Annotated in this window: 17 protein-coding genes; 1 reads left to right on the forward strand and 16 read right to left on the reverse strand. The window is 49.7% G+C overall.

Going from position 1 to position 15206, the window contains the following annotated elements:
• Window positions 1–11: 11 nt before the first annotated feature.
• The 16 genes from GX135_03080 to mutM form a co-directional block, all read right to left on the reverse strand.
• Window positions 12–413, reverse strand: a complete 402-nt coding sequence (locus GX135_03080; GenBank protein ID NLN85075.1) for a hypothetical protein — start codon at window positions 411–413, stop codon at window positions 12–14.
• 1 nt (window position 414) lies between these two features.
• Window positions 415–1161, reverse strand: a complete 747-nt coding sequence (locus GX135_03085) for a ComF family protein (GenBank protein ID NLN85076.1) — start codon at window positions 1159–1161, stop codon at window positions 415–417.
• Window positions 1162–1247: 86 nt separating this feature from the next.
• The gene (locus GX135_03090; GenBank protein ID NLN85077.1) at window positions 1248–2204 is read right to left on the reverse strand and encodes a D-glycerate dehydrogenase; all 957 of its coding nucleotides are present in this window, start codon (window positions 2202–2204) and stop codon (window positions 1248–1250) included.
• A 12-nt stretch (window positions 2205–2216) separates the two neighbouring features.
• Window positions 2217–2987 carry a hypothetical protein gene (locus GX135_03095; GenBank protein NLN85078.1) on the reverse strand — a complete coding sequence of 257 codons (771 nt, stop codon included), beginning with the start codon at window positions 2985–2987 and terminating at the stop codon, window positions 2217–2219.
• Entirely contained in the window at window positions 2984–4783 is a 1800-nt protein-coding gene (locus GX135_03100; protein NLN85079.1) for a protein BatD, read from the reverse strand. The genes GX135_03095 and GX135_03100 overlap by 4 nt, the downstream gene beginning before the upstream one ends.
• Entirely contained in the window at window positions 4777–5418 is a 642-nt protein-coding gene (locus tag GX135_03105; GenBank protein ID NLN85080.1) for a tetratricopeptide repeat protein, read from the reverse strand. The genes GX135_03100 and GX135_03105 overlap by 7 nt, the downstream gene beginning before the upstream one ends.
• On the reverse strand, window positions 5415–6386 hold the full coding sequence (locus tag GX135_03110; GenBank protein NLN85081.1) for a VWA domain-containing protein: 972 nt from the start codon (window positions 6384–6386) through the stop codon (window positions 5415–5417). The genes GX135_03105 and GX135_03110 overlap by 4 nt, the downstream gene beginning before the upstream one ends.
• A gap of 4 nt (window positions 6387–6390) precedes the next feature.
• On the reverse strand, window positions 6391–7386 hold the full coding sequence (locus GX135_03115) for a VWA domain-containing protein (GenBank protein ID NLN85082.1): 996 nt from the start codon (window positions 7384–7386) through the stop codon (window positions 6391–6393).
• On the reverse strand, window positions 7379–8296 hold the full coding sequence (locus GX135_03120) for a hypothetical protein (GenBank protein ID NLN85083.1): 918 nt from the start codon (window positions 8294–8296) through the stop codon (window positions 7379–7381). The genes GX135_03115 and GX135_03120 overlap by 8 nt, the downstream gene beginning before the upstream one ends.
• Window positions 8293–9189: a DUF58 domain-containing protein gene (locus GX135_03125; protein ID NLN85084.1), complete on the reverse strand. Its 897-nt coding sequence runs from the start codon at window positions 9187–9189 to the stop codon at window positions 8293–8295. The genes GX135_03120 and GX135_03125 overlap by 4 nt, the downstream gene beginning before the upstream one ends.
• Window positions 9190–9201: 12 nt before the next feature.
• Window positions 9202–10188, reverse strand: a complete 987-nt coding sequence (locus GX135_03130; GenBank protein ID NLN85085.1) for a MoxR family ATPase — start codon at window positions 10186–10188, stop codon at window positions 9202–9204.
• Between the two features lie 113 nt (window positions 10189–10301).
• Complete coding sequence (locus GX135_03135; GenBank protein NLN85086.1) at window positions 10302–10493, reverse strand: 50S ribosomal protein L28; 192 nt, start codon at window positions 10491–10493, stop codon at window positions 10302–10304.
• 327 nt (window positions 10494–10820) lie between these two features.
• Window positions 10821–11930 (reverse strand): cyclic nucleotide-binding domain-containing protein, encoded by a 1110-nt coding sequence (locus GX135_03140; protein NLN85087.1) that lies wholly within the window; start codon window positions 11928–11930, stop codon window positions 10821–10823.
• A 56-nt stretch (window positions 11931–11986) separates the two neighbouring features.
• Complete coding sequence (locus tag GX135_03145) at window positions 11987–12898, reverse strand: Patatin (GenBank protein NLN85088.1); 912 nt, start codon at window positions 12896–12898, stop codon at window positions 11987–11989.
• 121 nt (window positions 12899–13019) lie between these two features.
• A complete protein-coding gene (locus GX135_03150) occupies window positions 13020–13532 on the reverse strand; it encodes a ferritin (protein NLN85089.1) in 513 nt (170 codons plus the stop codon).
• A gap of 258 nt (window positions 13533–13790) precedes the next feature.
• Complete coding sequence (gene mutM / locus GX135_03155) at window positions 13791–14594, reverse strand: bifunctional DNA-formamidopyrimidine glycosylase/DNA-(apurinic or apyrimidinic site) lyase (protein NLN85090.1); 804 nt, start codon at window positions 14592–14594, stop codon at window positions 13791–13793.
• 241 nt (window positions 14595–14835) lie between these two features.
• Between mutM and GX135_03160 the strand changes: the two genes are divergently transcribed.
• Window positions 14836–15206: hypothetical protein (locus GX135_03160; protein NLN85091.1), on the forward strand; the 371-nt coding region annotated here is incomplete at its 3' end.

The raw sequence follows: 15206 nt of genomic DNA on the forward strand, positions 1-15206 counted from the left end.
TATACCTCCGCTTATTCAGCTGATCTATCTTTTTTTGAAAATAACTTTTTGAAAAAGGCGCGGCGTTTATTTTTGCGTCTTTTGGTGCGAAGCCTTGACTGGGCGCGGCGTTCGCGGTTTATTTCTTCGTCCAGTTCATCGATGCGTTTGATGAGGCGTTTGAGGTTGTCGCCTTCCTGGAGCATGAGGGCAAATGTTTGATATTTTTGGGAATCGAAAACCATTTCCGCAAAGGGCAGAATGAAATACATCGCCTGGCTGGCAATGCCATGCAGGGGATGCAGCGATTCCAAAAGCAGGATTCCCGCGGAGCCGAGCTGTCTTTCAGCGATGAAGCGCGCCACCTTTTCAATCATGTTGTTGGCTTCATCCGGGCTGATGGAACCGAGGATTTCCTGATGTTGCTTTTTCATTTTAAACCGCCCTGGTTGCTGTGAGCACCGCAACCCTGGCGGCGCCGGCATCTTTCAGAAGCTTGGAGGCTTCATTCACGGTGGAGCCAGTGGTAAAAACATCGTCCACCAAAATTACCCGCTTGCCCGCGATATCCGATTTTCGACGCAGCGCAAAGGCTCCGGCAAGGTTTTCCAGCCTGGCTTGGCGGCTCAGGTTTGTCTGGCTGCGGGTGTAAACGCGCCGATAAATGGGCTGGACATAAGGCAAACCCAGCATTGATGCCAGTTTGCGTGCCAGAAGCTCGGCTTGGTTGAAGCCGCGTTCACGCTTGCGAACCCGGTGCAGCGGAATGGCACACACGCAATCAAAGCGTGCGCCAAAACGATTTGCGGCGGGGATTTCCATCAAAGCACGGCTGAAAAAGGCGGCTGGGGAGTTCAGAGAGTCATATTTCAGGCTGTGGACAAGCTCCCGGGTGGGAGATTGATAGACAAAAGCCGCGCGAGCGAAATCAAAAACAAAATCCAGATGGGAACAGGCTTCGCAATTATAATTTTCCAAAGGCGAGCCACATTTCAGGCAATAATTTTCCAAGATGGGAACAAGACGCTCCTGACACTGCTCGCACAAGACCTGGGACGCGGAATCAATCCGGCAGCCGCAGGCAAGGCAAAGCGGTGGGAACAAAAGTTTATCCACTGCGCTCAAAATGCCGCCATTGCGGGTTTTGGGCTTGTTGGATGTGGTTTTTTTGTCCGGATTCATCTTGTTAACCTTTGCATTTTATGTTAGTTCCGCATAAATCTGGCAGGGCGGTTTTCGTCAATGCTTTTTTTATTTTTACCCTGGTTTCAATTCAATCTGGCGGGCGGGTTCTTGCCCAGAATCACGGCGATGGCGTTTTCCGCCGCCATGAGAGCCATCTTGTTGCGGGTCTCGATGCTGGCTGAACCGATGTGGGGTAAAAGCACCACGTTGGGCAAATCCATCAAGGCTTGAGGCACCTTGGGTTCACGCTCGAAAACATCCAAACCGGCGGCAGCTATTTCCTTTGTTTGCAGTGCGTTAATGAGGGCTGCCTCTTCCACGATGGCACCCCTGGCGGTGTTGATTAGAATGGCGCTGGGCTTCATCCAAGCGAGTTCATTGGCTCCCAAAAGATGGTGGTTTTCGGAAGTTTGCGGCGCGTGGATGCTGATAAAATCGGATTCCTTGCAAAGGGTTTCCAAATCCGTCCATTGGTATTCTGGCGGCAAATCTTCCCGCTGGGGGCGCGGACCATGCCACAAAACTTTCATGCCAAAACCCTGCGCGCGTCGCGCCACGGCTTGGCCAATCCGACCCATGCCGATGATGCCCAAAGTTTTGCCAAAGACGTCATTTCCCAGAAAAAGCAGCGGTTCCCAGCCGGTGAAAAGACCGTCACGAAGGTATCTGTCGGCTTCCACAACCCTGCGCGCGCAAGCCATCAGCAAGGCCCAAGCCAAATCAGCAGTGCTTTCTGTGAGTACACCGGGAGTGTTGCAAACCGCGATATTTTTGGAAGTCGCATAGTCCACATCAATGTTGTTGTAGCCCACGGCATAGTTTGAAACGCATTTCAAGCGAGGAGCGGCGTCCATGAGCTCTTTATCGATGGTATCGGTCAAAAGACAAAGCAGGGCATCCACATCCCGCACGGCGGCAAGCAGTTCGCTTCTTTCAATGGCTTTATCGGAGGCGTGGACGCGTAGCTGAAACACTGTTTCCAGCTTGTCCAATCCGGGTTTGGGTATGTTTCGGGTCACAAAAACAATTGGTTTGGGCATTTCATAACTCCTTTATCGAATCTTTTGGGGGACAACCAGTTCGACATCTTTTTTGTCAAGCCAGCCGCCCACGCCATCGGGCAGAATCACCTGCATGGTGGCACTGCCGTTTTGTTTGGTTTCCACCACGGTTCCGGGCGAAAGAACTCGGAAGGCTTTCCCGTTTTTGGCCTGGGTTTTCAGTTCCGCTTCGCGTAACACAACCGCTTTGGAATTATGACGATGGCGATGGTTTTTGACTCCCAACGCGATGCCGGAAACAAGAAGCAAAATCACGCAAATCATCACCGCCAAAACCGGGAGACCGCGTTCTTTTTGGGGCGGATAAAAGAAAAGCAACTGCAGGCTGAGCGTGGTGAGCACCGCCAGAATCAGTACCACAATCGCCAAACGGTTCAAGGAAAAGAAGTTCCAGATTCCCAAAAAGAGCTGAACCAGATAAGGCTCATGGGTTTCCTCCTGCTCGGAAGGCAGGCTGGAACTGATATATTCCAGGTTTTGACGGGAAGGTTTGTGAGCAGAATCAAGGTTCAACGCTCGCAAAAACCAAAGCACAGCCTCGCCCTGTTCTCCCAAATGGAAGTGGCAAACACCGATATCGTGGAAGAGGTCGGCATTGCGAACCCCTTGTGCCGCAATCTTATCCAGCTTTTCAAGCGTTTGGAAATACTCCGCATTTACAGCCGGAGTTTGAGAAAGCGAATCATCCAAGGCGGTGATGGTCTGCGCTGGTAGAAAAAGCGATGCGCAAAGAAGAGCCAAGACAAATAATAGCTTTTTCACGATTCCTCCACCACTATGCTGTTTTTACCGTTGTTTTCAGGACGATGGCGGCTGAAAGCCTGAACCAGAGAGCGTAATTTGAGCAAGCCATCCTCCAGGTTTGCGGCTTCGGCGCCACCCGGCATATAGCGTGCTTTTTGGCAAAGCAGGAAAAAAGCCTCCAGGGATTCAATCAAGTGGGAGGGCAAATCCTGTAGCTGCAAGAGCTCGATAACTTCACTCGTGCTCAAGCTGCGGGAAACACCATATTTATTTGCCAGATATTGCGTTAGCCCGCTTTCTGCCAGAGGATAGAAATCCAGCGAAAGCCTGTCCGCAGCGTCTGTGGCTTGGCGCAGATATTTATTGAGTACACGGTTGGCTGTTTTTTGGGCGTAAAGGCTTGGGTCTTCCCGGCGCAGACGCTGTTCATGGGCAAAATACCCCGCCAAAATCAAGGACAGCAGACAAAGCGCGATGACCAGCCAAAACCAGGTGCTGTTTGCATAAACCTTGAAATTGGGATGAGTTTCGCGCTCCAGCAAGGGGTTGAGGGTTCGGGGCTGATGCCTTTCCAAAAGCCCGGAAAAATAGGACAACACGTTGCCTTGTTTAACTTTAAGGACGATGCTCTGTCCCCGGAAAACCTGGTAGGAACCAGTTGAGCTGTCGAACCAACTGAAGACAGCGCCAGGAATCTCATAATCGCCAGTCTCTCTGGGGATTAGCGTATAAACAATGCGCCGGGTTCCAGCGATGGCATTTTTCAGATTGTCTTCGACACCCGGCTCTGAAATCTGGAAATTATCAATTTTGGGGAATTGTTGCGGGATGAATTGGCCAAAATTGCCCCTGCCGGAAATGGTTATGGTGCAGGTCAAGGCTTCTCCCAGACTGATTTTGGAGCTTGAAAAACTTTGGCTGACCTTAAAACTTCCCACCGCACCGGAAAAATCCGCTGGTTTCCCCGCCGGCAAAGGCTTCACATCCAGCCAGGTATCCTCGGAATCCACATTTCTATTCAGATGGCTTTGCCAGCCGGAAAACTTCACCCTTCCCGAAAGTGTGGGCAGCTTAATTCTGCCATTTTGCTGAGGATAGATAATGGAACGTTTAATCAGGGCACGCTGAAAACGCCTGTCCTTATGCTTAACCTCTTCATAATTCAAGCTTCGCGGCTGTTCGTGAATGGTTTTTCCGTAGCCCGGATGGTCTTTTTCCATCAAAGTTTCAAAGGAATCGACCCGATTTTCGGTGTAGAGATACCAGGAAACCACAACCGGCTCGCCCTGCCAAACGCTATGACTGCCAGGAATGCAGAGCAACATGGTTTCGCCACCGCTGGAATTGCGCTCTGGATAGAGCCCGGAATAGGGGTCGAACCAAGGGTCAAAGCTATGCTGTTGCTGCGAAGAAGGGGGCGGCGCATCCTCCACCCTAATCCGCTGTTCGCCTGTGGCATAGTTTCTTCCATTGTGGCTGAAACTGAAGCCTGGTATGGAAAAAGTCCCCTTTCTTTGCGGCATGTAAAAATAGGTGAAAATTTTGGTGAAGGAGCTGGATTTCACACCGTTAACCCAGGAAACTTGGCTGGAACTGCTGCTGACCACATTGCGGAAGCTGAAACCGCTGACCATCGGTGCTTCGGGCGCTCTGAGATTAAAATCCGCAGTGCTACGGACATGAAGGATGAGCTCAAGCTGGTCGTTCATGGTGATGCTGTTTTGCTTCAGCGAAGAGGAAACTCTCAAATCCTGGGCTGTCAAAACCTGCATGCCAAACAAAATCAGCAGCAGGGGAAGAATTCGTTTTACCACCATTTTCCTCCATCTTTAAAGCGTTTGTTTGAGCTTTGATTTTGCCTGTCACGCGCTTCCTGCTGGTCAAGTGCGTCCAGTTGATTGCTATATTTGTTCTGCTCATCCGTGTTTTCTGGCGAACTTTTTTCAGGCTCGGGGGTCTTTTGAGGCTTGTCCTGTTTGCCGTTCGAAGCCTCAGGCGGTTCATATTTTTGACGGTAAAGCACCAATTCATAATTTGACTTGGCGTCGTGGTCATCAGGGTCCAGCAACATCGCTTCGCGATAGGCTTCCAGCGCTGCATCCATATCGTCCTGCCGATAAAGAGCATTTCCCCGGTCAAAATGGCAGCGGGAGGATTCCTTGTTTTTCTTTATGGCTTCCGCCTGGCTTTTTGAGCTTTCCTGATATTTTCCGAGGCGATATTGCGCCTTCCCCAAGCTATTTTCAGGAATTGGGTCTTTGGAGCCGCCACGCGCTTTTTCCCAAATCTTTTCCGCAGTGGAATAATCCTCTTTTTGATAGCTGGAAGATGCTTTGGCATGACGATAGACCTTGTTTTTGAAAAGAAGTTCAAAAGCGAGAAAAGCCAGAATCAGCAGGCATAAAATGATTACCGAAAGCTGGATGGGATTGAGTTTGCGCAGCTTCATGAGCGCTTCTCCCTGGGACGCAGAGGCAGAATCAGGCTTTCCGCCAAAAGCAGGAGCAAGGCTGCCACAACCCCGAAGGCAAATTGGTCTTTCATGGCGGTTTCGGTTCTTTTTCGATATTTTCCCGCTTTTTGAGACATGTGCTCGAAAGCGGCATGCAATTCAGTTTGGGCGGGTGAAACCATGAAAAACTCACCATTCCCCACTGCCGCAATCTTTTTTAAGGTTTCCACATCCAGTTTGCTCAAAACTTTCTCACCTGTGGCGGGGTTTTTCACCCAAGCGCCTTCCTCTGTGCCAATTCCCATCACAAAAACGCGTCTTCCCTGCGCGCCCAAACGCCGAGCCTGAGCCACACCCTGGCGTTGAAGGTCCTCCCCATCCGTGATGAGCAACACAATTTCGTTGCCTCCGGAAGTCACAAAGCTATTCTCCGCCATGTTTAAAGCGGCGCCGATGTCCGTGCCGGGACGCACAGCACTGGAGGTGCCAAGCCCGCTCAAAACCATTGTCAAAGCTTCATGGTCGTCTGTGAGAGGACATTCCATCAAAGCGTTTCCAGCAAAGGAAATCAAGCCCACCCGGTCGTCTTTCAGTTTTTGGATAAAAGCGGCAGTTTGGAGTTTTGCCCATTGCAGGCGGGAAGGCATCATATCTGTGGCGTCCATGCTGAGCGAAATATCCAGACAAATAATGGCGTCCATGCCGCTGCTTTCATGTTCCCGGTCTTCAAAATCCCACTGCGGGCGCAAGAGCGCGAAAACGATGAAAACCAATGCCAGCATCAGTAAAACGTATTTCAGGGTTTGGAAAAAGGGGGAATGTTGGCTCAGCCATTGCTGGCTGTAATGCTGGTCTGCAAAGCGTTCGAAGCGTTTACTACGCCGCCTTTTTTGCCAAATCAACAACAAAATCAGGGGAATCAGGATTAGGAGCAGCCAAAGATGTTCAGGATAATATATATTCACGGGACTACTCCGGTAAAATAGGCATAACAAGCAGGCGCGCAATCAGTTCCACCAGCAGCAGAGCGAACGCAGCCCAAAGCAGAGGCATGAATTGTTCCGCCCAAATATAGCGCAAAGTGGCGGCCATCGGGGTGGTTTCCATGTCGTCAATCTGGTCCATTATCTGCTTCAACTGCTGGGAGTTACCAACCTTGGCTGCCTCGCCGGTTCCGGTGATTTCAGCCACGTGGTGCAGGGTTTCCATATCCAATTCCACAAAAGCCATTCCATAGGAAGAGCGGTCGAAAGGGTCGCCCATGGGATAGCGAACCAGCCCGTCGCTGCCCACTCCAATGGGATAAACCCTGATGTCGAAAGCTTTTGCCATGCGAGCCGCCGTCTCTGGGTCAATCTCGCCGGTGTTGTTCACGCCGTCTGTAATCAGGATTATCACCTTGCTTTGCGCCTGGCTGTTTTTCAGGCGCGCGACAGCTTTGGCAAGCCCAAGCCCAATCGCTGTGCCGGACGCCTCCAGATTCACAGAAATCTGCTGAAGCTGCTCTCGCACAGCCTGGTGGTCAAAAGTGAGCGGGCTTTGCGTGATGGCATATTCCGAAAAAGCCACCAATCCAAAGCGATCGTTGGGGCGTTTTGAAATGAAGTCCAAAGCCACATCTGCCGCGGCTTCCAAACGATTTTTGGGCAGGAAATCCAGCGCCAGCATGGAGCCGCTCACGTCAAGCGCCAAAACTATATCCACTCCGCTTTTATTGATGTCACGCGTGCCTGTTCCCCACTGCGGCTGAGCCAGTGCCAAAATAAGGCAAAGCAGCACCAACACGCGCAACACCGGGAAAAAATATCTCCAAAACCGGTTTTCCCCCGCAATCTGGCGCAAAATTCCCAAACGGGTGAAGGGAAGGCGCAGTTTTCGCGAGTGTTGCCAGCGTGTTTGCCAAAGCCAAAAAAGTGGTAGCAACACCAAAGCCAGCAGCCAAAGAGGATGGGCAAACCTAAACATCACCGCCTCCCGCTGTGGAAAGCTTTTCCCGCGCTTCATCAACTTCGAAAGCCATCAGCCAGTTCCGCAGCCAGTTTTGAGCGGCATCCGCCTGTTCCCATTCAGGCTGATATTTGGCAAATTTAACCTGATCGCAATATTTCAGGAATCCGATTACCTCATAGCTTGATGCCACATGAATCCGGCTGGTTTTCCACTGGATTTCTGAAGTGGACATCTCCATCGCCGCGAAACGGTATTTGCGTTGTAAAAACTGTCGCAGGATTTCTGAAAGCCGGAAGTGGTGCTGCTTTTGCTCTCCCCGCAACATCAATTCCTCCGCGATGAGTGCGTCCAGCTTCGTCAGCGCAATCTTCCACGCCGGTTCCGGAATCGCGGTCTCTGGAACATCCTGCTGCTCAGGTTTTTCGATTGGGGCGGTTTTAGGTTTAATCAAAAAAGCCAGCGCAATCCCCAGCAGAGCCAAGCCAGCCAAACCCCAATACAACCACCAGGGAAGCTGTAAAGGATACTTTTCCAAAGGTTTAAGGTCCACCAACAGGGTGTCAGCCGGATCGCGAACTGCAACAATATTAAGGCGAAAACGGTCTGTCTGCATCGTTGGCGTGGTCAGATTTACGGGAAAAACCTCCAAACTGGGAAAGCTTTGTGACCCCGGAAGCAGGGGCACGATTGTCATATTTATCCAGTCTGGCTGATTGGTTTCTTTCTTCAGCTCCCATTTCAAAACCCGAAAATTCTGCATTGTGTCAGGCACAGCCACGCTTCTGAGGTCTTCGGAAGCACGCAGTTCCAGCTTAAAACGGTCTCCAACACTCAAATCATCCGCCCCCACCAGGGTCTGGCTGAGGCTCTGCGCGCTCAAAACCGTGATCCAGCAAAGAATCAGCGCTAAAAACACCCTTTTCACGCGCGCAATCTCCGCTCCCTTTTACGGGCTTCAAAAAAGTTTCGCAAAGCACGCACCTGGGAATCCTTGTTTCGGATGAGTATATGCTCTGCTTTCAAGGACTTAAGTTCCTTCTCCAAATCCTGTTGCACCTTTTTAACCCGGGCTTCATAAGCTTTGCGGATGGTTGGGTTGGAGCTGTTCAAATATAAGCTTTCCCCGGTTTCGGGGTCACCGAGATGCAACACACCTGCCTGGGGTAATTCCAACTCCACGTCGTCAAGGTTTTGAATCACAACCACATCATGCTTTTGAGCCAATAGGCGCAGGGATTTTTGCCAGCCGGAATCCATCATATCTGACAGCACAAAAACCACCGAACGTTTTTTCAGAATGCGATTGGCAAAATTGAACGCCTCATGCAAGGAAGTCCCGCGGCCACGGGGTTCATGATAGAGCACGTCTCTGAGGATTTGAAGCGCCTTGTTGCGGCCTTTGCGCGCGGGCAGATATTTTTCCAACCGGTCTGAAAACAGGATGAGACCAACTTTGTCCCCGGTTGTGAGCGCTGAAAACGAAAGCAGGGCAATCACTTCCGCCACCCGCTCTTTTTTTGATTCGCCTCTGGTGCCAAAATCTTGACTGGCGGAGACATCGACAATGAAAAAGACGTTCAGTTCGCGGGTTTCCTGATATTTTTTGATGTAGGGAACGCCCAGCCTCGCGCTCACATTCCAATCGATGTCCCGATAGTTGTCCCCACTTTGATATTCCCGCACCTCCGCAAATTCCAAGCCCTGACCTTTGAAGCTGGACCTGTATTCTCCACTGAAAGCTTCGCTCACCTTTGCCTTTGCCAGGATCTCGATGCGCTGGACCCTGGCCAGAATCTCCGCTGGAGTGCGGGCTGGCATCAATTCTCCTTTTTAAGGAACTTCAATCTCTTCAAAAATCCGGGTCACGATTTCCTCAGGGCTCACCTGTTCGGCCTCGGCTTCATAGGAAAGGATGATGCGATGCCTCAAAACGTCGCGGCCAACGGCTTTGATGTCATCCGGAATCACGTAACCACGTCCCTGCAAATAGGCATGAGCCTTGGCGGTGCGAGCCAGATAAATCGTCGCGCGCGGAGAAGCGCCATAGCGGATGAGACCGTGCATGGCGGAAACACGCGGATAGCGCTGTGGATGCCTGGTGGCTTGGATTAGATGCAGAATATAATCCGCCAGCTTTTCCTCCATATAGAGGTCGGCAATCACATCTCGCATGGCATCCAAATCCTGCGGTTTTAAAACTGGATCGACCCTCAGCTCGCGTTCCACCGTCATGCGGTCCAAAATCTGCCGCTCTTCCTCAAAACTGGGATATTTAATCCTCAATTTCATCAGAAAACGGTCAATCTGAGCCTCGGGAAGCGGATAGGTTCCTTCTTGTTCGATCGGGTTTTGCGTCGCCATCACAAAAAACGGGCGCGGCAATGGCCAACTGGTGTCGCCAATCGTAACCTGACGCTCCTGCATCGCTTCCAAAAGCGCGGATTGCACCTTTGAGGGAGCGCGGTTAATCTCGTCCGCCAGGATGAAATTCGCGAAAACGGGCCCTTTTTTAGGAACGAATTCCCCCGTTTTCTGGTTGTATATCAAAGTACCGGTGATATCCGCGGGTAGCAGGTCCGGCGTGAATTGGATGCGCTTGTAGCTGGCGTCAAAAGTTTGGGCTAAAGTGCTGAGAATAAGAGTCTTGGCAAGCCCCGGCACGCCTTCAATGAGCACGTGTCCGTTTGCCAAAAGGCCAATCAAAAGCCGGTCTATAATGGCTTCCTGACCGACAATGACTCTGCCGATTTGCTCGCGCAAGGCGCCCAAAACCGCCGAACTCTCTGCCACGCGGCTGTTTAGGATATCTATGTCCATCTTTTCTCCGTTTAAAGTCCCAAAAGAAAAAAGGGAACAGGCTGGCGCCATATTCCCGAATTTGTTTCAAACGCCCGCCCGGCTAAACCGCTCAGGCTCAGACGTTTTTGGGTTCAAACAACCTTGCGAACTTTATTCGCTTTAAGGCAGGAAGTGCAGACTCTAACTCGTTTGATATCGTTGCCAACGTAGGCACGGATTTGCTGCAAATTCGGATAAAAACGCCTCTTCGTGGCATTCAACGCGTGGCTGCGATGATTGCCAACCTGGGCTTGTTTTCCACATATATCGCATATTCTTGACATTTTTTCACCGTCCAAAATCTTTCTTTCAAACCAGTAAAAACAAACCCCTCTTTTTGACAAGGCTTTTTTTGCAACAGCTCATAATTTCTTGCTCTCGGCTTGTTCAAATAAATGGTTTATTGATGTTGCTTATTGGATTCCACCCCGCTTCACTCTTGATTCCAGCCCAAGCGTTGTTCGTCTTCCCCTTTGCGGATGCCCGTTGCCGAATCGGGAGGGTGGGGAAGAACCATCAACTGGATCTGCGGCTGGAATCAAGATGGAAGCAGATGGGAGATGGGTTTTCAGCTTTTTTGAGCCAAAAAGGGCATAAAATTACAGTAAACATCATGCCATCACCTGCGGGATACGGATGTCGAACCTGGCGCCATGTGGCTCAATGGGGCTATATTCGATGCGGCCGCCATGCTCTTTTATCAATTTTTGACAGATGGGCAGGCCTAAACCGGTTCCATTGGATTTATTATAGGTGAAAAAGGGGCTAAAGAGCTGGTCGGCAATGCTTTCCGGGATGCCGGGGCCGTTGTCTGTAATTCGAATCTGGAGCCAGTTTGAGGACAAGGAAGCGCAGATGTGGATTTCCCCGGAATCCTCAATCGCCTCCGAGCTGTTTCGCAGCAGATTCATCAGCACCCGGCGCACGCGTTCGACGTCAAAATAAACAGTCTGGTCGCAGCGATTTTCCAGCTTTAAGCTGATGTTGCGCCCTTTGAGCGAGGCGCCGTAAGCCTCTGCTATATCATGAAGAAAAGAGTGCATATCCACTTGGCGGGGGATAATTTCGTTTGGCGAACCCTTCACATAGTCCATCAATTCACGCACCAGGGCATCTATCAGCTTGGTTTGCTGCACGATGCTTTTGGCAAATTCCGAAGAATCCGGAAACAACGATTCCACCAACTGCGCCGTGAGCGAGATTACCGTGAGCGGAGTTTTGATATCGTGGATAATCTTGCTGGCAGTCATGCCAATGGCGCTGAGCCGGCTGTTTTGAATCATGTCGCCCATGAGGTCTGAAAACTCGTGATTACCCTCCTGTGGCTTGCCTTGCAGGATGCGAATCACGTTTATCAGCGCCAAGGGATGTGAAAAACTGAATTGAATGAATTTATCCCGGGGAATCTCAATCAGTTCCGTCTTTTCCAATGCTTTAACGCTGGCGGAACCGGTGCTGATATTACGCAGGATGCTTTCTCCAAAAAACTCACCCGCCTGAACGGTATGCGGCGCTTCAGGTTCTGAGCCTGGATCAGGTGTAAGCGTCACGCTGCCATTGGCGATGTAATAAATCTTCTCCTCGGTGGCATAATCGATATTTTTAACCCCATCTTTTCTGAGCGCCAGCGTGTTAAGATCGCTGATGAAACTTTCGACCACAAGCTTGTCCAAACCTTGAAACAAGCCTGCTGATGGACCTTTATCTTGTTTGTGACTCATCAATCCTCCCGATGAACTTTTACTGGAATACTTTTAATTTAGGTTTGTGTTTACTGTCAATCTTTTTTTTGATCCGGGCGCCTTGATTTTTTAAAGTGGGAAAAGAAGCTTAGATATTTGGCTGCGCCCTTGCGGTTTAGCCTATGCTGAGCAAAAGCTTCCAGGCTCGCCCGCGCGGCTTTCTGACCATGCTCAAAAAACTCTTCAACATCCAAAAGGTCAAACATGTTTTTGCCTGGAAGATACGCGTCAATCAGTAAATCAGGCGGATATTGCAGCGATGCTTGGATGGCCAAAAAACCCTGGTTTTGCATCAGGGATTGGATTGCCACCTCGGGAGCCCGCATTTCCTCAACTTCCGTGTCCAGATTGGTGAAACGCCGTGCTTGGGGTGAAACCGGAGTAAGCACGTTCACCGCGATGGTGAGATTTCCCGGCACAGCATCCGCAAAAGCAAGCGGGAGAGGATGTTCCACGCCTCCATCCACAAAAAGATGACCGCCCATATCATGCGGTGCAAACAGCAGCGGCAAAGAGGATGAAGCCCTCATCGCACCTGCAAGGGAACCTTTGTCAATCAAGACAGTCTGGCTGGAGACAAGATCGTAGGCAACAGCCACAAATGGAAGCGGCAATTCTTCCACCTGCGCCGGACCAATCAGGCCGCCCAGTAGCTCCATCACTTTCTTCTTGTTGTGCATGCCCTTAATCAAATCCAGCGAAAGCTTAAGAGGACGATTGAGAATCTGCTTCGGATTGAAAATGAGACTGGAGCCACTTTCCCGCGCCAGTTCCAAAATCTCCTGCGGAGTCTTTCCCTGCGCATAGAGACCGCCAATAATCGCGCCCATGGAGGTTCCAACTATGCCCGTAATCTCAAATTCGCTTTGCAGGACATCGAGAACGCCAATGTGGGCGAAGCCAAAAGCCGCGCCACCGCCCAGAACAAGTCTTGCTTTTTGTTTCATAAAACCACTTTGTCTCCGCTGGAGTTATTTGTCAATTCATTCTGTTGCCGTTGGATGAAAAAGCGGGACCATCATAATCGGAGGGTCCCGCTCAAGGGGTTTTTTTAAGCTGATTTACAGTTTAATCTTCTTCTTCCGGCCATTCAAAAGTGCGGCTGGAAAGTTCGCGATCCAACATAAAAAGACCGTGCATGTGGTCTCCCAACATGGCGAGACGCTGCACAATGCCGTCCACGCTGTCTTCTTCCTCAACCTGCTCTTCCACATACCACTGCAGGAAGATTTTGCTGGCGTGGTCGTTTTCGGCAATCGCCAAATCCATCATGTCGTTGATGCACTTGGTGATATGGCGTTCGTGTTCCAAGGCGGCTTGGAAAGCTTTGAGAGGATTGTCAAAATCAATTTCCGGCTTGGCGATGGCTTCCAATTCCACTTTCCCACCGCGTTCGATGAGATAGTTAAAGAATTTCATGGCATGATAGTGTTCTTCCTGGCTTTGGGATTTCATCCAGTTTGCCATGCCGTCCAGGTTCTCATCTGCGAACCAAGCCTGCATTGAGGTATAGAGATAGGCGGAAAACAGTTCTTCGTTAATCTGTTTATTGATAGCCTTTTCAAGTGTTTTGCTTATCATTTTTTCGTCTCCTAAATTCATGGTTAAGTTTATTCTACGTTAACATTATAAAGCTTTTTGCGGTGAAAGACAAGCGGAACTTGCGATATTCAGACTTTATCTGAACGAGTTTGCTGAACAAACATCAGCAAAAGCCCTAACTCTTTGTGTGGCTTATAATTGTCTTTACAAACATAAGGGACACATAAGGCGGCAAGGCAGGAAGAACCAAATTTTAGCCAAAAAATACGGAAGCAATCTGCGAAAAATCGCGGAAATTCACCCCTGGCAAACGGGACAATAATATGTGCTGCGCCCCGCTTGTTTGATTTTGGCAACCTTGTGAGCCTTGGGGCATGCTTCTTTTTGATAGACGCGCAGGAAGTTCTGAAATTCGCCTGTTTTATCATCCACATTGCGGAAATCAGAGATGGAAGTGCCATTCTTTGCAATGGCTTCCTTGAGCACCAGCTTGGTTTGTTTGGCAAGGGTTTTTAATTCTGAAAGGGAAAGCTGTCCACCAGGAACAGTTGGATTTATCTTTGCCCGATAGAGGATTTCGCAAACATAGATATTGCCCAACCCGGCGATAAGTTTTTGATCCAACATAAGAGTTTTGATGGGTGCCCGGCGTCCTTTTAGAATCTGCTGCAGATATTGACCATCAAACTCGTTTGCCAAGGGTTCCATCCCTAATCCGGGCATGAAGTTATCCACGTTTTTGGTTTTGCAAAGCACGATTTTGCCAAAGGTGCGGATGTCTATAAAACGAAGTTTTTGGGTTCCGGAAAGCATGAAGCAGGCGCGTTCATGCTGCGCTGGACCTTCCTGAGAATCGGCAACAACCAGTTTTCCCGTCATGCGCAGATGCACAATCACACTCAGGCCTCCACTCAAATTCAGAATAATGTATTTACCCCGGCGTCGGGATGAAATAAAACGAGCGGGAAAAACCTCTTCAGGCAGTTCGGGATCCTTGATCACGGTGCCGGGATAAAAGCAGTCCAATCCGTTTATCTGTTTACCTTTTAACTCGCTGGTGACTCCATCTATAATCGTTTGCACTTCTGGCAATTCTGGCATTTGTCTTCCTTCCTAAATCATGTTTTGGTGTTCTAATAATAGCTTAAACCAACTTCAACCTGGGGCAAGCCAAGATTGGCTTCTATTTTTTAACGTCGTATTACCATTCATTACAATATGTTATGCCTTTATCGCGTATCAGGTTACCGGGATTATGCAAGAAATATTCACATTTTATTTGTCTTGTTCTTAATCCGCATTATTGTGTCCATAGCATAGTAAAAAGATAGGAGTTGATAAAATGAACGCAATAAAACTGACTCTGCTGGCGGTCTGGCTTCTGATAACACTGAGCGCATGTCAAGACGGCTCAAAAATAACCGGACCAAGAGTTCGCCTATCGGATCGAATCAAGCCCGTGCAAGATGCGGACTTGAGAAATAACTGGACAGGAAATCAAACACATTCGGAAGAATTTGATCAAGCTGCGGTCAATCCTGGCTATATCATAATGACCAACGACGCCCGCAATCTATATATTTCATATTATCTTACAGACAATTGGCAGCTTTCCGGAGGAGAAGTCAACTTCACGAAAATGCTCAAATCAACGTCAGAAAATGATTTTCAGCTTGTCTCGCACAGTCATTTAATTTTGGGACAGTGCGAAAC

This window comes from Candidatus Cloacimonadota bacterium (genome assembly GCA_012522635.1).
In the GTDB taxonomy this organism is placed as follows: domain Bacteria; phylum Cloacimonadota; class Cloacimonadia; order Cloacimonadales; family Cloacimonadaceae; genus Syntrophosphaera.